Raw genomic sequence first — 17592 nt, forward strand, 5'->3', positions numbered from 1 at the left:
GTTGTTGTTTTAGTATTAACTAACTGTTAAATTTTGATTTAGAAAGAAATTAAAATACATCAGTAGGCATCTTTTGCATTTTTATGCAAGCTCAGCAAGCAGAAAGTTTGCGGTTAAAGCATAAAAAAGGCTTTATTATTAAAATAAAGCCTTGATTGGGGTACTGGTGTATGTGTAAATTAATATATTTTTCTGTTGTTAGATCAACATATAAGCCAAAGCGGCAAGGCTGGCGCCTAAAAAAGGGCCAAATACCGGCACCCATGCATAAGCGCTATTAAAAGGTGCCTTATTGCGTATGGGTAGTAGCGCATGCATAATCCGAGGTCCTAAATCGCGTGCCGGATTAATAGCATAACCTGTTGTTCCACCCAGTGAGAGTCCGATTGCCCAAACCAGTAAGGTTACAGGCAGCGCGCCTATGGATCCTAAGCCGATGGGAGTCAAATCATTTAGCGCCGCATCCCTAAAATGTAATATGGTAAATACCAGAACAAAAGTACCCAACACCTCACTGAAGAGGTTTACCGGGATATTCCATATTGCTGGAGCCGTACAAAACACGGCTTCTTTTGTTGCAGGGTCATTGGTTTTCGCAAAATGGTCTTTGTACACGAGCCAAACCAGAAATGCCCCCGACATAGCACCCAATAACTGGGCCGTCATATACGATAGGGAAGTAGCTAAGTCCATTCTTCCTAAAATAAAATTCGCTAAGGTTACGGCGCAATTCAAGTGCGCACCACTGTAAGGACCAGCGATAGTAACGGCCACAAATACGGCAAAGGCCCATGCTGCAGTTATCACTATCCATCCAGAGTTATGGCCCTTAGTACCTACAAGTACGACGTTTGCAACAACCCCTCCCCCTAAGAGTATCATTGTACCTGTGCCTATAAATTCTGCTACAAATGCTGTCATAATTTAGTTATTGTTGGTTTAATAATATTTTACGAATGTTTGGACCAATACTTGGTGCTTTCTATAGCACGGTGCCATTCTTTTAATTCAACGTCGAATTTTTTGTTGGAAGGCGTAAAGTTCCTGTTCTCTTTCCAGAGGCTCTGAAGTTCGGCGATATCTTTCCATAAACCCACCGCAAGTCCTGCAAGAAATGCAGCCCCCATAGCCGTAGTTTCGGTAATTTCCGGTCGGATAACATTGGTTCGAAGGATATCAGCCTGAAATTGCATTAAAAAATTGTTTTTCGTAACCCCGCCGTCGACCCGGAGCTCCTTGATTTTGGCACCGGCATCATTTTCCATAGCCTTAAGTATGTCATACGCCTGGTAGGCAATACTCTCCAGCGCGGCACGCGCAATATGAGCACGGTTGGCACCACGCGACAGCCCATAAATAGTACCTCTGGCGTCGGCATCCCAATGCGGTGCCCCCAAGCCCGAAAAGGCCGGCACAATATAAACCCCATTGCTGTCTGGCACAGATAAGGCAAGCTGTTCTACTTCGGCAGAATTTTTTATGATTTCCAATTCATCACGTAGCCATTGTACCACCGCACCTGCGATAAAGATACTGCCTTCAAGGGCATAGTTTACCTCCTTACCAATTTTCCACGCAACCGTCGTTAGCAATTTGTTATTGGATATAACGGGTTTTTTACCGATGTTCATCAGCAGAAAACATCCCGTACCGTAGGTGTTTTTAACCATTCCTTTTTTGCTGCACAGCTGTCCGAATAATGCCGCTTGCTGATCACCAGCAATACCAGCAATAGGAATCCGTACCTTTCCAATATCTGTGGAAGTATGGCCATACACCTCAGCGCTACTACAAACTTTCGGCAGCATAGATTCGGGAATATCGAAAATCTCCAATAGCTCAGGATCCCATTCCAAGGTATGTATATTTAGCAATAAGGTCCGCGATGCATTAGATACATCGGTGACATGTTTTTCCCCGTTAGTCAAGTTATATACTAGCCAAGAGTCTACGGTTCCAAACGCAAGCTCATTGCGTTCGGCTAAGTCTCTAGCCTCTTTAACATGGTTCAGTATCCAATTAATCTTTGAAGCCGAAAAGTAAGCATCGATTAATAAACCCGTTTTCTCCTGTATCACCTTATCCAATCCCTTATCGGCAATTTTTTTGCAGTACGCTGCCGTACGGCGATCCTGCCAGACGATAGCATTATGTATAGGTTTGCCCGTTCGTTTGTTCCAGACAACAGTTGTTTCCCGTTGGTTTGTAATACCAATAGCTTTGATATCCTCTTGATTAATTTTTGTTTTCGCAATCACCTCAGCCATTACGGCCAATTGCGAAGACCATATTTCTTGCGGGTCATGTTCGACCCACCCCGATTGGGGAAATATCTGTGTAAATTCCTTCTGAGCTATCTGAATAATTTCCCCGCTTTTATCAAACAAAATTGCCCTAGAGCTTGTCGTACCTTGATCCAAAGCTAGTATGATCTCTCTTTTCATATTTATATTGGTTTATTATTGTAAGTTTATAAGGTATAATTCTTTACCAAATCGGTATAGTCTTTTAATTGCTTTTGTACCCAGCTATCGTCCTGCTGAAGGACCTCAGCCATCAGTTTGGCAACGGTTGGTGCCGCATCTAATGAAGCTTTAGCATCCAACAACAAAAAGCGAATTCTTCGGGCCATAAAATCCTCCAGGTTTACAACCATTTCATGGGTGCAGGCCCAGACCACTTCGGCCAGAATAAAATCGTAGTTCTCATGTATTTTGGTGCCTAGGATAGGATTTTCTTGCGTTAACTGCATAATCTTCTCCGCATCGGAACCATATACCTGCCAATGCCCTTTTCTTTTATCCGTCGAAAAACCGTGAATGCGTAAATGCTGCGTTTTGCAAGGCACTGGATTTAAGTTCGCTGTCCGTATGGCAAGATCTACCGTTTCCTCTGCCATTTTTCGGTAGGTAGTCCATTTCCCTCCAGTAATCGTAATCAGGTTCGATTCGTTTTTTAAAAGTTTATGATCCCGAGATATCTCCTTCGTGCTATTGCCATCGCCTTTTGTTGGCGCAGCTAAAGGTCTTAAACCTGCGAAGACACTTCTTACATCCGCTTTGGTGGGCGCATCCGAAAGATACTGCTGTGCTGTTTTTAGAATAAAATCTATCTCCTCTTCCAAAGGGCGAGGCTCAATCTGGTGCGCATCCAATGGCGTATCAGTGGTGCCCAATAATACCTTATCGTGCCAAGGCACACCAAATAGCACCCTACCATCGCTAGTTTCTGGAATCATCAGTGCATCGTTAAGTCCCAAAAATTTCTTGTCTACAACGATATGAGCACCCTGGCTAGGTCTTACCAGGTTTTTATGAGTTGCGGTGTCCAGTTTCAGGATATCATCCACAAAAATTCCGGTCGCATTAATGATAGATTTTGTTTTTATAGTAAAAGTTTCTCCACGCTCCTTATCCAAGAATGTTAAACCATTTACCTTGCCGTTTTCGTCTTTAAGAATGCTATTTACTTCGCTATAGTTAAGAACCGTAGCCCCATGTTCACTAGCTGTTTGGGCTAGGTTTATGGCTAAGCGGGCGTCGTCAAATTGGCCATCGTAATAGATGATGCCACCTTTTAAACCTTTCGTTTTAACTTTAGGAAGTTTTTCTACCACCTCCTTCGCTGAAAGCGTTTTAGATTTACCGATGCGTAATTTTCCGGCCATCCAATCGTATAATTTTAAACCGATAAGAAATTTGAGCTTATTGAATAGGGAATATGAAGGGATAACAAAACTCTGTACAAAGGATACATGCGGAGCATTCTGAAAGATTAATCCCCTTTCCTTTAAAGCCGCAAAAACAAGTTTAACATCACCATTAGCCAAATACCGTACACCACCATGTACCAACTTCGTACTTTTGCTGGAAGTGCCTTTGGCAAAATCATAACGCTCCAATACTAACGTTTTATATCCTCTAGATGCAGCATCAACCGCTATACCTAAACCTGTAGCGCCGCCACCGATAATGGTAATGTCCCATTCGGAAGATTTTTGGATGCTTAAAAAAGCTTCGTTTCTAGTGAATTTCATTTTGTTTTATTTTTTATTGAAACTAAATTAATCAAAAAACGAAATAAAACGAAATATTTTCAAAAATAATGCGAAATTTTAAAATGGAGCTAAATAAGTTGATTATATTAGAATTATGAATAATGTAGAACGTCATCAGTATATATTAAAAGAAGTAAATGAAAAGGGCCATGTGTCGGTGTTAGCGCTCTGCGATGAATTAAACGTCTCATCCGTAACCATACGAAAGGACTTACAGTTTTTGGAAGATAGCGGATTAGTTTTTAGAACCCATGGTGGCGCAACGCGGAGCAACCCTTATCAGGCGGATAGGCCTGTTGTAGAAAAAGAGAAAATCCATGGAGTGGAGAAAGAAAAAATTGCAAAAGTAGCAGCTGACTTAGTGTTGAACAACGATTCTATTATTATTGGTTCTGGCACCACAACCCAGTTTTTGGCCCGTAATATTGTGCCTAAGGGAAATTTAACGGTAGTTACCTCGGCTTTAAATGTTACGCTGGAGCTTCTGAAACATACCAATATCGATGTCATTCAACTGGGTGGTTCTGTACGGAAGACCTCCTCATCGGTTATTGGACCATATGCCACGCATATTTTAGATCAGGTATTCTGTTCCAAACTCTTTTTAGGTGTCGATGGTATAGATCTGGAATTTGGGATTTCTACGACAAATGCACAAGAAGCGGTTTTAAATCAGAAGATGATCGAGGTAGCACAGCAGGTCATTGTTTTGGCAGATTTCAGTAAATTCGGACGGAAAAGCTTTGGTAAGATCAGCGATTTTTCGAAAATTGATATTATAATTTCGGATGCTATACCAGTGCACTTCCAAGAGCTCTTCGATAGTTTAGGTATTGAAACCATAGTCTGTCCGGATAAGGCCTCATAAGATCCTTAAGTTAAAAACTCCACCTACATAGAGAGCCTGAAAATAAGGGTATCTGATATAAAGGAAAATTAAAATTATCCTCCGGCGAATCGATTCCATTAAATTTTATAAACATACGATATCGCACAAAAAAGGGCTTATGAAGTTTTAACAACATAAGCCCTTTTTAGGATAGGAGGTAGGTACCTAAAAACCCGCTAAAATTAAGCATGTACTATAGGGAGCAATGGTATTTGCCCTAAGACCATGCAATTACAGCAAAAAAGCCTTAAAATTTAGCACCTAAAGTCAGCAAAGCACTTGTACGCTGAAGTTTGATATCAGCAACAGGGCTTCCTGCGTTCCAATAATTTTCGTCGAAAGAATAAGCCGCTTGTTTATACGAGTTGATCTGATGCAGCACAGCAACGTCTGCATAAATATTTTGCGTTAATTTAAATCCAAGGCCTAGGCTTCCGCTATAGTTTTTGTCGGATGAATTTTTATATGGATTACCGATATAATTAAAACCGGCACGGCCGCTAATCAGGTTACTAAAAAGATACTCACCACCGATACGGAAATTTGCAGCAGTTTTATAGGTATCTTTTAATGTTTTATTAATTCCACTATACACAGAAGAGCTACCGCCACTTAACGAATTGGTATATTTAAGGGTATTGTAGGTAACAAGATCCGCATCTACTGTAACTAATCCACGGCTAAAGAACTTCGTTACACCCGCGCTAAATTTCCAAGGCGTAATTAAATTATAATCCCTATAGTTGCCATCTTTGTAGTAACTTTTAGATTCATATTTTCCGATATGTTTATTCGATGTAGCATCCTCGTAATAATCAATATCCGTATACTTCAATTCGTCTTCCTTGATATTTAACCAGGTAGGCGTATTTATGGTAACCCCAATATTCCAATCTGTAGTAGGTTTATAAATAACACCGATTTTTGCATCGATACCAGAACCATCCACCTGCTGTCTTTTTACATCAAACATCTCATAACTGCTACCTACATATTTGGCTCTAGGGTCTTTAGGGTCGCCAAACGGAGAGTCCGGATTTTCAGCTAATATAGCATCCCTACCTTTAATCCAACCATTTTCTATAAATTTACTGCTGTTATCGTATTGCAACGATGTAAAACCAATACTACCCCCTACATAAAGTGTATTATTATAGTTGGCTCCAAATGCTAGTGTTGTTTTCGAACGATTGCCACTGCTTAGAATTTCATTGTATTGACCCTTATCTTTGTTGCCAATAGCTAAAGGATAATATAAACCATCTTTATTTACATCCACCAAATTAGAGCCAGCAAAGTCCTTTTCAAAGGTACCATTTCTGTTATTCTCCATAATATCAATTAAGGAGTAGCTGTAAGACGTAGCATTATTAATGCCTTCGTAAATTAGCCTGTTGTTAAAATTTTGCGTTTTATTGTAACTAATTCCGACATTAAAATTTTGCCATCCTGACGTTTCATAATAATGATTGGCTGTTGGGAAGTTAAACACCACACCGGCCTGATCGATGCCGAAATTATTTTTTTTGCTGGTGTTTTTGCTACCCAAAAAATCGGTTTTATACCTGCTGTTTAAAAAGTTCGTGGTAATCGAAGCATCCGATTGGCTGAAGAAGCCTAAGCCTGCCGGGTTACCGTTAATGGACGATATATCTCCACCCAGTGCTGTCTGCGCATTTCCCAAACCCTTTATACGAGCCGAACCACCATTATCTTCTTTCGAAAAAGTTAAAGGATCATCAATCGATTGAGCTTGTACTTTGCCCCAAAATATACTGGATACAAATAAGGATAAAACAAGGTGTTTTAATTGCATAAAATGAAATCTAAAGCTATGTTATAATTCCACAGTCAACGAAGACTGTGGAATTGGATTAAATCATGAGGAAAAATTTTTATCTTAATTTTGTAATATATTATCTTCTAGACGATCCACTGCTTGAAGATCGAGAAGAGCCGCCGCCGCCGCCGCTGAAGCCACCGCCAGATGATCCTCTAGAAGAACCCATTGATGAGCTAGAACGTGCTGGTGGCGTATAGTTGCCCGACGAACCTCTGGTGTTGCCCTGGTTAAAACCACCGTCCGATGATCTTCTACTGCTACCTGCAGAATTTGAGCGATCTGTCGTTGTCGGTCTGTTATAAATATTACCCTGGTCTGCCCCTGAGCGACGTGATGACCCCATGTTGTTGGGGTTGCCATAGTCACCTCTTCTTGAAGACTCCATACCTCGGTTGTCGGCCGTTGTTCCTCTACGGGAGCTACCCATTGAAGCCCGGTTAGGATCCATGACCCCATCACGACGGCTTCCCGTGCTAATACCGTTATCTGTAGCGCGTCTTGATGAGGCTTCACGTCCCGTCAAAATCCGTCCGTTAGCATCGCGGCTTATTCCGTTATCACGTCTGGAGGATGGTGTCAAATCTCTACGCGAGTAGTTGTTGTCGCGTCTATTGAAACGATCGCCATCATAGCGTGATGGTGCACGGCGCGTATAGTAACCATTATTGTAATAACCAGTACCGTAATACGGGTGTCCCCAGCTGTTATAGTAGGCGTAATAACCACCATATCCACCCCAGCCGTAGCCTGGATAACCCCAGCCCATGCCATAGTACGGATTACCCCAGCCATAGCCTCCCCAGCCATAGCCTCCCCAGCCGTAGCCAAAGCCTATAGACCATCTGGAACCCCAGCCCCAGTTGGACCAGCCAAAGCCCATACCCATACCACCATAGCCATACCAAGGGTCAAACCACGGGTTAAAATAGCCCATACCTGGTGAGGCATAATAAAAACGGTTGATACGGTTAGCATATTCTAAATCTTCATATTGACTATCGTTGTAATCCCGATCCGAATATTCATCGGCATAATACCCATTATCAGCATACTGATCTTGGTTTTGGTTTTGGCCATCCGTATAGTAATAATCCGGGCTCTGGTAAACTTCGCGTTGCTTGTTTGCCTGACGGTTATTGTATACATCGTCGCGGTAGGTGACCTGCCTTCCGGTAGAACATGAGCTTACCAATGCTGTGACTGCTAATGTTAAACCACCTAGTAATACGTTATATGTTTTCATAATATCTTTATCCCTAAAGTGTATAGTATATCTTACCTCTTTTTCTTAACTTAGACGCGAATTTTGGTAAAGGTTTAATCCTATTTTCAAAAATAAACATATTTTTTTAGGGTCTATATCCCAAAGACAATAAATAGCAATACAGCAGATTTTTTACAATTAATAGATAAATAATTCAATGAGTAAAGGAATAACAAGTCGTAGTGAAGATTATTCACAGTGGTATAATGATTTGGTAATCAAGGCAGATTTGGCAGAATATTCTGCGGTGCGTGGATGTATGGTTATCAAACCCTATGGCTATGCTATTTGGGAACGTATGCAAGCTATATTGGATGCCCGATTCAAAGAAACAGGTCATAGTAATGCGTATTTCCCCTTATTTATCCCAAAATCTTTCTTTTCAAAAGAGGCTTCTCATGTGGAAGGTTTTGCAACGGAATGTGCGGTTGTAACACACTATAGATTAAAAAATGATGGCAACGGAAATATTATTGTTGATGAGGAGGCTAAATTAGAAGAAGAACTTATTGTACGTCCTACTTCTGAAACCATTATCTGGAATACCTATAAAGGTTGGGTAGAGTCGTACCGCGATCTGCCAATTTTAGTAAACCAATGGGCAAATGTGGTACGGTGGGAAATGCGTACGCGTTTATTTCTACGTACAGCCGAGTTTTTATGGCAGGAGGGACATACCGCACATGCTACACAAGAAGAGGCTATTGCAGAAGCAAAACAAATGCTAGAGGTGTATGCTGAATTTGCTGAAGGCACACTTGCCGTACCTGTTGTGAAGGGTAATAAAACCGAAAACGAGCGTTTTGCCGGTGCTTTAGACACTTTAACCATTGAAACGTTAATGCAAGACGGAAAGGCTTTGCAGGCAGGAACATCTCACTTTTTGGGGCAAAATTTTGCAAAAGCATTTGATGTTAAATTTACCTCGCGTGAAGGTAAACAGGAATATGTATGGGCAACATCATGGGGGGTATCTACACGTTTGATGGGCGCCTTAATTATGGCACATTCCGACGACCAGGGTTTGGTATTACCACCGAAGCTGGCGCCTATTCAGGTGGTTATCGTTCCGATTTTCAAAACTGAAGAAGAGAAAGCCAATATAGATGCCTTTGTGGATGCTTTAAATAAGGAGCTTAAAGCAAAAGATATTCGCGTTAAGTACGATGACAGAGATACGCAGCGTCCAGGTTTTAAATTTGCTGAATGGGAGTTGAAAGGCGTGCCATTGCGTGTTGCGGTCGGAGCGCGGGATATGCAGAATGGTACTGTAGAGCTGGCACGTAGGGATACCCAAAGTAAAGAAACGGTGCAACAAGAAGGACTAGGTACTTTAATTGATAACCTATTGGTAGAAATTCAGGATAACATCTTCCATAAAGCGCTACAATTCCGAGATTCACATATTACTGAGGTAAATTCATACGAAGAGTTTAAAGATGTTTTAGAAAACAAAGGTGGCTTTATAGCTTGCCATTGGGATGGCACGGTAGAAACCGAGAAGCGTGTTAAAGAAGAAACAAAAGCAACCATCCGTTGTATTCCTTTAGATGCTAAAGCAGAAGAAGGGGTTTGTATCTTCACCGGCAAACCTTCGATCGGGAAACGTGTTTTATTTGCTAAGGCTTATTAAGGTTTACATTTTTTTTAAAAAAATTAGCAAAGGGGATAAAAGTAAGCTTTTATTCCCTTTGTGGTTTATAGCATAGGGTATGGGAAAACAAATTTTAATTTTAGGCTGTGGCTGGGTAGGCGAGGAGTTGGCATTGACTCTTTTAAGGGTAGGATATCAGGTGTACTGCACCGTAACTAGCGCCGAAAAATGTGCGCGTTTAAGGGAAATGGGTATTCAGGCTATTGTTGTCGACTTTGACAATACAGCTGTTGGGGCTGCGCTACCTGCTGCTGTGGATTATATGGTAACCTCGGTGCCGGCAAGTAGCAAGAGTAGCGTACCAGCGATAGCCGAAAGGTTTGCCCATGTATCGGCGACATTGCGGGGCATAAACTATAAGCGGCATATTTTTTTAAGTTCTATTGGTATCTATCCGGATGCTGATCTGGTATTTGATGAAACCCATACTGAAGGGCTAAACCTACGTTTAAAAACCGCTGAGGATAGCATGCTGGCCTTACCGAATACGCTGGTCTATCGGTTGGCTGGTCTTTTCGGCAAAAACCGCATATTTGCTAAGTATTTTGAAGATAAAGTTTGTACAACAGGGGAGCAACCGGCTAATTTTGTACACCTTGACGATGTGGTTGCTTTGCTGATTTTAGGCCTGACGGAGGAACTGAGCAGCAAGGAAATCTTTAATATTGTGGCCCCTGAGCACCCCTCCAAGGCAGCCGTAATCCAAGCCTCGGCACAGCGTTATGGTTATAGGCTACCCGAATCTTTTAAGCCTGTATATACAACCCAGAAGATCGTTCGTTCCGATAAAATTAGGGAGCGCCTGAACTATACTTTCCGGTATCCATCGCCGCTAAATTTTTAGTAAGTTTACTGCTAATGTATTAAAAACAAGTAAAAAATGACTTATAAATTTGCAACGAAGGCTATCCATGCCGGTCAGCAGGCCGACCCTACAACGGGAGCGGTAATGACACCTATATACCAAACCTCCACGTATCAGCAAGCCTCCCCCGGAGACCATAAAGGGTATGAATATTCGCGTGGCACAAACCCCACACGAAAGGCACTGGAGGATTGTTTGGCGGCATTGGAAAATGGGAAGTTTGGCTTGGCATTTTCGAGTGGTATGGCTGCAACAGACTGTGTTTTGCGCTTGCTGAAACCAGGCGATGAAGTGGTAACAGGCGACGACCTTTATGGCGGTTCCTATCGTATTTTCACGCAGGTATATGCGGATTATGGTATCACCTTTCGCTTTGTAGACTGTTCCGATATACAAGCCATAACAAATGCTATAACACCTAAAACACGTCTAATTTGGATCGAAACGCCAACTAACCCCACTCTAAAAATAGCCGATCTCGCGGCGATAGGAAAATTGGCTAACAGCAGCAATATACTTTATGTAGTGGACAATACCTTTGCGTCTCCCTACTTGCAGAACCCACTGGATTTTGGTGCTGATATTGTTATGCACTCCGCAACAAAATATATTAATGGGCATTCCGATGTGGTAATGGGGGCACTGGTGATGAACGATGAAAGCTACTATAAGAGGTTATTTTTTTACTATAATGCATGTGGCGGCACTCCAGGACCACAGGACGCTTTTCTTACCCTCCGTGGCCTAAAAACACTGCACCTACGTATGCAAGCCCATTGTGCGCATGCGGCTGTTATAGCAAAATTTTTAAAGACCCATCCTCGGGTGGAAAAGATCTATTGGCCCGGATTTTCCGATCATCCTGGACATGCTATTGCAGCGGCGCAAATGCGTGGTTTTGGTGGTATGTTATCTATTGTGTTAAAGGATGCAGATCTGGAGGAAACTTTTCGGATAGCATCCCGGTTCAAGGTGTTTACATTGGCCGAATCCTTAGGCGGGGTGGAGTCTTTGATTAATCATCCAGCGACGATGACACATGGCTCTATTCCAAAGGAGCTGCGTGAGAAAGTGGGTGTCGTAGACAACCTGCTACGTATTTCTGTGGGCATTGAAGATGTAGAAGACCTCTTGCAAGACCTTAAGGAGGCCTTGGACGCTTAAGCGAATATATTTACATTTTACATTTTAATTTTTAATTTCTATTTTTTGAACTTACAGCATTTTTTAGACCAAAAGGTTGAGCTATACAATAGAGCAGATTTTATAGAAAACGACCCTATTGTTATCCCCCATCTTTTTAGTAAAAAACAAGATATCGAAGTGATGGGATTCTTTGCCTCCATATTAGCATGGGGGCAACGTAAAACTATTATCAACAAGTGTAAGGAGCTTATTGAGCGTATGGATGGAAGTCCGTATGATTTTGTTGTACAGCATCAAGATGCTGATCTTAAGCAACTTTTGGGCTTTAAGCACCGCACCTTTAACGATACCGATCTGCTTTATTTTATAGCCTTCTTTAAGCAACATTATCAGCATTATAATTCTTTAGAGCAGGCTTTTATACAAGGGCAGGAGCAGAATCCCGAAATTTCCATTGAAACGGCATTGAATACGTTTAAAAACTATTTCTTTTCGTTGCCCGATTATCCCATTCGCACGCGCAAGCATGTAAGCTCGCCCCTGCAAAAATCAACCTGTAAACGCCTTAATATGTTCTTACGCTGGATGGTTCGGCAAGATGATAAGGGCGTAGATTTTGGAATCTGGACTGGTATAAAACCCGCCCAACTGATCTGCCCATGCGATGTACATGTAGAGCGCGTGGCACGGAAGCTGCATTTGATAACCCTGGAAAAGGTAAATTGGAAAACAGCGCTAGAATTAACGGAGAATTTACGCCTATTAGACCCCAGGGATCCTGTAAAGTATGATTTTGCTTTATTTGGTCTAGGTGTAGAGGGAGAAATGTAATGTAATGGTATACCTTTATCGTATACCATTCGCATTAGCAATCATTAAAATCGTTCTAGCTGATTTTCTGTAAAATATCAACCAAACGGTTGGAATACCCATATTCGTTATCATACCAGCCTACCACCTTTACCAAGCCGCCAACAATAGAGGTAAGCTGTGCATCAAACACACAGGAGTAGGGGTTATTGATAATATCAACCGAGACAATGGGATCCTCTGTATAGAACAAAACATTTTTCAGCGGTCCTTCTGCTGCCGCCTTAAATTTACGGTTAATCTCCGCTACGGTAGTTTTTTCGGCCAGCGTACAGGTAAAATCCGTAAGTGAACCATTTAATACGGGCACACGAATACCGGCACCACCCAACTTATGCGCAAGGTGCGGAAAAACATTGGTAATGGCTTTTGCCGCTCCAGTAGAAGTCGGGATAATAGACGAAGATGCGGCACGCGCTCTGCGCAGGTCTCTATGTGGAGAATCATGTAAATTCTGATCACCCGTCATGGAGTGCACCGTGGTAATATAGCCATCCTGAATACGCCAATTTTCATCCAAGATTTTAACTAAGGGCGCTACATTGTTTGTTGTACACGATGCGTTCGAGAAAATAGGTGTTTTCCAATCAAAGGTATCGTCATTTATTCCTAATACTACTGTAGGGATATCCTTATCAGGCGATGGTGCTGAAATAATTACCTGCTTAGCACCGGCTTTTAAATGTAAACCCGCCTGCTCACCGCTCGTAAAAAAGCCTGTAGACTCGATAACGACATCAATTTTCAGGGCCTCCCAAGGTAGCAGAGCAGGATTTTTCTCTTTGTAAATGGCAATATCTTTACCATGGACGGTGATAAAATCCTTGCCAGCAGTAACCTCCCCCGGAAAGGGGCCGTGTACAGAATCGTACTTTAATAAGTGCGCTAAAGTCTCGGGGTCGCTGAGGTCATTAATAGCGATAATTTCAAGGTTTGGCAATTGTCGGGTTAGCAGATTTCTTAAGGTATGTCTACCAATTCGGCCAAATCCATTGATGGCAATATTCATTTCTTTAATACTATAAATTGAAAAAAAGTAGAGAGGATCGCTCCCTACTTTGTGTATGCGGCTACGATATCGTTGATGTTTTTATCGCCATCCCAAAACGTTTGCAGTTTGTTATCGGCACCATAAACATAGTTTGCAGGAAATTGCTTAGGAACATGTATTTTTTGTATAAACTCCTGGTTTCTGTCGTACAACACCTCAACATTAGGTTTGCCCACTAATTCTTTACCAAAAGTTTCTAAGAAAGAGGCCATTAAAGCCGGGTCATTCATCGAAACAAAATAAAGATTTACATTTTTAATCTTGTTGTAGTTTTTGCCTAAAGCAGAAGCTTCATCTCTACAGTGTGAACAATTTGGATCAAACAGGATAAAAACTGTTTTTTTACCTTTAGGGATATCTGCATTTGTAAACGAAACACCCGATTTAACCTTGTAAAAATTAAAAGCCGGGATGGTCTGTGCCGGAGCACCCTGTGCTAAATTATCCATAGCCGGCTGCTGTCCTTCAGCAGCAGTACCGTGGTCGTGTCCTGCATGGTCAGCATGGTCGTGGTTAGCATGGTCGCCGTTTACCGTCTCCACCTGATTGGTGCTGGCGTTAGCATTTTTCGGTGCATTGTTACAGCTGGATAGGCTCATTACTGCACTTGCTACAAAATAAACCGGTATCATCATTTTTCTCATCTTTTTGTTCTGTTTCCTACAAAGCTATAAAAAAAATAGAAAGGGCGTACACCTTATCGTCGGGAATAGGGATTAGAAATTTTTAATTCTTAAAGTTGTTACATTAAAAATACAAAGGAAGCTCTTTTTAAGCAATACGACCCGCATACCCTAAAAAAAAGGCCTTCATATTTGTATGAAGGCCTTTTTAATGGAATATTTTATTTTTCCTTATTAAGGAGTTACCACCTTAACTTTAGCTTCTTTAGGTGTAGTAAAGTGTTTCCCTCTACCCAAGTCGTATACCGTTGTTGCCGCTAATACTACGGAAGAGTAGGTACCCACAACAATACCAATTAAGATAGCGAAAGAGAAACCACGAATAACCTCGCCACCGAAGATAAATAATACAGCCAATACGAAAATAATCGTTAAGGAAGTAATAATTGTACGGCTTAATGTCGAGTTTATCGCATGGTTTACCGTACCGGAGAAATCTTCATTGTGTGCATTTGGCCTGTTCAGGAACTCTCTTAAACGGTCGAATACAACAACAGTATCATTTACCGAGTAAGCAATAACCGTCAGGATTGCTGCCACAAAGTGCTGGTCAATATCCAACGAGAATGGAACAATACCATCCAGGATAGAGAATAAACCTAATAAGATAATAGCATCGTGTAAGGTCGCTATAGCCGCACCTACAGAATATTGCCATTTATGGAAACGGATTAAAATATAAGCCGCAATAATAATGATCGATAGAACACCAGACCATGTTGCTCTGCCTTTAATATCCGAAGCAATGGAAGGACCCACCTTCTGCGACGATAAGATTTCATACTTATTGCCCGAAATTTTAGATAATCCTTCGTTTAGTTTGCCCAATACCTCCTGGTCCGCATCATCGGAAGTTTCGGTGATATGATATGTCGTTGTTACACGAACTTGATTGCTATTACCGAAAGTTTTAACCTCTGTTGTCGACTGGAAAGTCTCATCCAAATTTTTACGTACTTCTTCCAAATCCACAGGTTTATCATAAGCTACCGTATAGGTACGACCACCTTGGAAGTCAACGCCTAAAGTAAAACCTTTCGTGAAGATAAAGAATAAGGAAATTATAACCGCTACAATAGAAATACTGTAGAACACTTTACGTTTTTTAATAAACTGGAAGTTTGCGTTTACCAATGTATTTTCCGACCATGGGAAGGATACGTTGATTTTTATATCCTTCTCTAACATAAATTCGAAAATTAATCGAGAGATAAAGATAGACGTAAACAACGAGGTAATAATACCAATCATCATCGTCGTTGCAAAACCTAAAATCGGTCCTGAACCAAAGAAGAATAATACCACACCCACCAAGAAAGTAGTAATCTGCGAGTCTAAAATGGATGGTAAGGCATGTTTATACCCATCCGCAATAGCTTGTCGGATAGTTTTACCCAAGCGTAATTCCTCGCGGATACGCTCGTAAATTAATACGTTGGCATCCACTGCAGTACCCATGGTTAGCACGATACCCGCAATACCCGGCAACGTTAATACCGCATTTAACGACGCTAGAATACCCAACAAGAAAAATACGTTGAAAATAACGGCAATATTTGCTGCCCATCCTGCACGGTTGTAATACAAGATCATAAAGATCATAACCACAACAATACCGATTACAGCAGAGTTTACACCAGCATCAATTGCTGCTTGGCCTAAGGATGGACCAACGATAGCCTCTTCCACAATTTTTGCCGTTGTAGGAAGGCGACCTGCCTTCAATACGTTAGCTAAGTCTTTTGTATCCTCGATAGTGAAGTTACCCGAAATTACCGAGCTACCACCAGGGATTTCTTGATTTACAGAAGGAGCTGAATACACAACACCGTCTAATACGATAGCAATAGCATCTCTATTCTGTGCCGCCTTAGCCGTAATTTTACGCCATTCACGTGCACCAACAGAGTTCATGGTCATATTTACAACAGGCGCATTATTCGTTGGGTCGAAGTTTGGTGTAGCATCCGTAATCACATCACCCGTTAAGATTGAACCCGTTTCACCCGGTGCAACCTTAATGGCATATAAGGATAAGAAGTTAGGATTACGCTGTTCCGGTTTAACAGACCACAATAATTTTAAATTAGCAGGAATCTGTGCTTTTATTTCCGGTCTTGCTAAATATTCATTTACACGAGCAGTATCTTTTAAATTGGCAATACCAACCTGAGCACCCGGCGCCAATTGCTGCTGTCCATTTTCTGCTTGGTAAACGCTAGGCATCAACACCGAGAATAATGGGTTTTGTGCATTAAGGCTCGCCAGATTAGCCGCAGAATCTTTAGACTCCCCTTTTGCACCACCTAAGTTGGCCAATAAGTTGTCGTCTTTTTTAGTTGAGTCTGCAGCAGTTGTATCTTTTGCAGTGCTTTCTTTAACTGTAGCAGGAGCTGCTGTTGCCAGCGTAGAAGCTAAGGTACGGTTGATGTTTTCCAATAAAGGATACACCTGATGGTTATCATGCGTATCGTAAAACTCCAATTTTGCCGACCCTTGTAATAATTTACGAACACGAGCTTCATCATTTACACCCGGAAGTTCAATAAGAATACGGTTTGTACCTTGCTGAATTTGAATGTTGGGCGAAGCCACACCAAATTTATCAATACGTGTATGTAAAACTTTATAGGAGTTTTGAATAGCATTGTCGGCTTCTTTTTGAAGGAAGCTTTTTACATCAGCATCTGAACTCGTCGTTTTAATAAAACTTACATTGTCTTTGGTAGCAAAGAAAGATGCTAAAGATGCACTTGCTCCAGAAGTCTTATACTCATCAATAAATAAATCTACAACAGATTTGTTCGAAGACTTGCTTTTCTGTACCGCACTTGTCAATGCCGCATTGAATTTTTCATCCTTAGGATTGTTTGCTAAGTTTTTTATTAGCTCTTCCAACGAAATCTCCATGGTAACGTTCATACCACCTTTAAGATCTAGCCCTAGTGCTAATTCGTACGACTTACACTCCCTGTAGGTGTACTTCGCAAAACCTAAATTGTAAACTGTTTCTCCTGCAATGGAATCCAAATAAGCTTTCTCTTTTGCAATATCGCCTCCTGCATACGCCACAGCGTCACGTTCCACTTTTCTTGTAACAAAAGTGAATGATAGCGAAAAGAGACAGGTTAGTGTCACTATCACTACCAAAAATTTAATCAGCCCTTTACTCTGCATTTTGTGTTTTAGTCTATTAGTTTGATATAGTTTATGTTTTTTCTTTTGCTAATGATAATAAAAAATATTTTACCAAGAAAGGCAAAGGTATAA

13 protein-coding genes are annotated in these 17592 nt (G+C 41.3%); 5 read left to right on the plus strand and 8 right to left on the minus strand.

The window, feature by feature from the left end; genetic code table 11:
- Positions 1-198: 198 nt before the first annotated feature.
- From ACL9RF_RS00540 to ACL9RF_RS00550, 3 genes are read right to left on the minus strand one after another with little or no spacing between them, the layout of a single operon-like run.
- Complete coding sequence (locus ACL9RF_RS00540) at positions 199-921, minus strand: MIP/aquaporin family protein (RefSeq protein WP_422798643.1); 723 nt, start codon at positions 919-921, stop codon at positions 199-201.
- 29 nt (positions 922-950) lie between these two features.
- Positions 951-2444: a glycerol kinase GlpK gene (gene glpK, locus ACL9RF_RS00545; RefSeq protein WP_422798644.1), complete on the minus strand. Its 1494-nt coding sequence runs from the start codon at positions 2442-2444 to the stop codon at positions 951-953.
- A gap of 26 nt (positions 2445-2470) precedes the next feature.
- Positions 2471-4036 (minus strand): FAD-dependent oxidoreductase, encoded by a 1566-nt coding sequence (locus ACL9RF_RS00550; protein WP_422798645.1) that lies wholly within the window; start codon positions 4034-4036, stop codon positions 2471-2473.
- A 115-nt stretch (positions 4037-4151) separates the two neighbouring features.
- On the opposite strand from ACL9RF_RS00550, the gene ACL9RF_RS00555 reads away from it, so the two are divergent.
- Complete coding sequence (locus ACL9RF_RS00555) at positions 4152-4925, plus strand: DeoR/GlpR family DNA-binding transcription regulator (protein WP_422798646.1); 774 nt, start codon at positions 4152-4154, stop codon at positions 4923-4925.
- Positions 4926-5193: 268 nt separating this feature from the next.
- Here the strand turns inward: ACL9RF_RS00555 and ACL9RF_RS00560 are convergent, their stop codons facing one another.
- Together ACL9RF_RS00560 and ACL9RF_RS00565 are read right to left on the minus strand one after the other, a co-directional pair.
- Positions 5194-6762 (minus strand): OmpP1/FadL family transporter, encoded by a 1569-nt coding sequence (locus tag ACL9RF_RS00560; protein ID WP_422798647.1) that lies wholly within the window; start codon positions 6760-6762, stop codon positions 5194-5196.
- 100 nt (positions 6763-6862) lie between these two features.
- On the minus strand, positions 6863-8032 hold the full coding sequence (locus ACL9RF_RS00565) for a hypothetical protein (protein WP_422798648.1): 1170 nt from the start codon (positions 8030-8032) through the stop codon (positions 6863-6865).
- Positions 8033-8210: 178 nt separating this feature from the next.
- Here ACL9RF_RS00565 and proS point away from each other — a divergent pair, with 178 nt between their 5' ends.
- The 4 genes from proS to ACL9RF_RS00585 all read left to right on the plus strand — a co-directional run bounded on the left by proS (position 8211) and on the right by ACL9RF_RS00585 (position 12549).
- Positions 8211-9686 (plus strand): proline--tRNA ligase, encoded by a 1476-nt coding sequence (proS, locus tag ACL9RF_RS00570; RefSeq protein WP_422798649.1) that lies wholly within the window; start codon positions 8211-8213, stop codon positions 9684-9686.
- A 79-nt stretch (positions 9687-9765) separates the two neighbouring features.
- On the plus strand, positions 9766-10551 hold the full coding sequence (locus tag ACL9RF_RS00575; RefSeq protein WP_422798650.1) for a GDP-L-fucose synthase: 786 nt from the start codon (positions 9766-9768) through the stop codon (positions 10549-10551).
- A gap of 36 nt (positions 10552-10587) precedes the next feature.
- Positions 10588-11736, plus strand: coding sequence for a cystathionine gamma-synthase (locus ACL9RF_RS00580; protein ID WP_422798651.1), 1149 nt, complete (start codon positions 10588-10590; stop codon positions 11734-11736).
- A gap of 45 nt (positions 11737-11781) precedes the next feature.
- A complete protein-coding gene (locus ACL9RF_RS00585; protein ID WP_422798652.1) occupies positions 11782-12549 on the plus strand; it encodes a TIGR02757 family protein in 768 nt (255 codons plus the stop codon).
- Positions 12550-12604: 55 nt separating this feature from the next.
- Here the strand turns inward: ACL9RF_RS00585 and gap are convergent, their stop codons facing one another.
- The 3 genes from gap to secDF all read right to left on the minus strand — a co-directional run bounded on the left by gap (position 12605) and on the right by secDF (position 17499).
- Positions 12605-13597, minus strand: coding sequence for a type I glyceraldehyde-3-phosphate dehydrogenase (gene gap / locus ACL9RF_RS00590; RefSeq protein WP_422798653.1), 993 nt, complete (start codon positions 13595-13597; stop codon positions 12605-12607).
- Between the two features lie 44 nt (positions 13598-13641).
- Positions 13642-14274, minus strand: coding sequence for a peroxiredoxin family protein (locus tag ACL9RF_RS00595; protein ID WP_422798654.1), 633 nt, complete (start codon positions 14272-14274; stop codon positions 13642-13644).
- 222 nt (positions 14275-14496) lie between these two features.
- Positions 14497-17499 (minus strand): protein translocase subunit SecDF, encoded by a 3003-nt coding sequence (secDF, locus tag ACL9RF_RS00600; protein WP_422798655.1) that lies wholly within the window; start codon positions 17497-17499, stop codon positions 14497-14499.
- Positions 17500-17592 lie beyond the last annotated feature (93 nt).

Source organism: Sphingobacterium sp. Mn56C (assembly GCF_049319645.1).
Lineage (GTDB): Bacteria > Bacteroidota > Bacteroidia > Sphingobacteriales > Sphingobacteriaceae > Sphingobacterium.

Excerpts from the sequence above, each read along its gene's own strand:
- ACL9RF_RS00540 (WP_422798643.1), bottom strand. The coding sequence starts at position 921 with ATGACAGCATTTGTAGCAGAATTTATAGGCACAGGTACAATGATACTC.
- glpK (WP_422798644.1), bottom strand. The coding sequence starts at position 2,444 with ATGAAAAGAGAGATCATACTAGCTTTGGATCAAGGTACGACAAGCTCT.
- ACL9RF_RS00550 (WP_422798645.1), bottom strand. The coding sequence starts at position 4,036 with ATGAAATTCACTAGAAACGAAGCTTTTTTAAGCATCCAAAAATCTTCC.
- ACL9RF_RS00555 (WP_422798646.1), top strand. The coding sequence starts at position 4,152 with ATGAATAATGTAGAACGTCATCAGTATATATTAAAAGAAGTAAATGAA.
- ACL9RF_RS00560 (WP_422798647.1), bottom strand. The coding sequence starts at position 6,762 with ATGCAATTAAAACACCTTGTTTTATCCTTATTTGTATCCAGTATATTT.
- ACL9RF_RS00565 (WP_422798648.1), bottom strand. The coding sequence starts at position 8,032 with ATGAAAACATATAACGTATTACTAGGTGGTTTAACATTAGCAGTCACA.
- proS (WP_422798649.1), top strand. The coding sequence starts at position 8,211 with ATGAGTAAAGGAATAACAAGTCGTAGTGAAGATTATTCACAGTGGTAT.
- ACL9RF_RS00575 (WP_422798650.1), top strand. The coding sequence starts at position 9,766 with ATGGGAAAACAAATTTTAATTTTAGGCTGTGGCTGGGTAGGCGAGGAG.
- ACL9RF_RS00580 (WP_422798651.1), top strand. The coding sequence starts at position 10,588 with ATGACTTATAAATTTGCAACGAAGGCTATCCATGCCGGTCAGCAGGCC.
- gap (WP_422798653.1), bottom strand. The coding sequence starts at position 13,597 with ATGAATATTGCCATCAATGGATTTGGCCGAATTGGTAGACATACCTTA.
- ACL9RF_RS00595 (WP_422798654.1), bottom strand. The coding sequence starts at position 14,274 with ATGATGATACCGGTTTATTTTGTAGCAAGTGCAGTAATGAGCCTATCC.
- secDF (WP_422798655.1), bottom strand. The coding sequence starts at position 17,499 with ATGCAGAGTAAAGGGCTGATTAAATTTTTGGTAGTGATAGTGACACTA.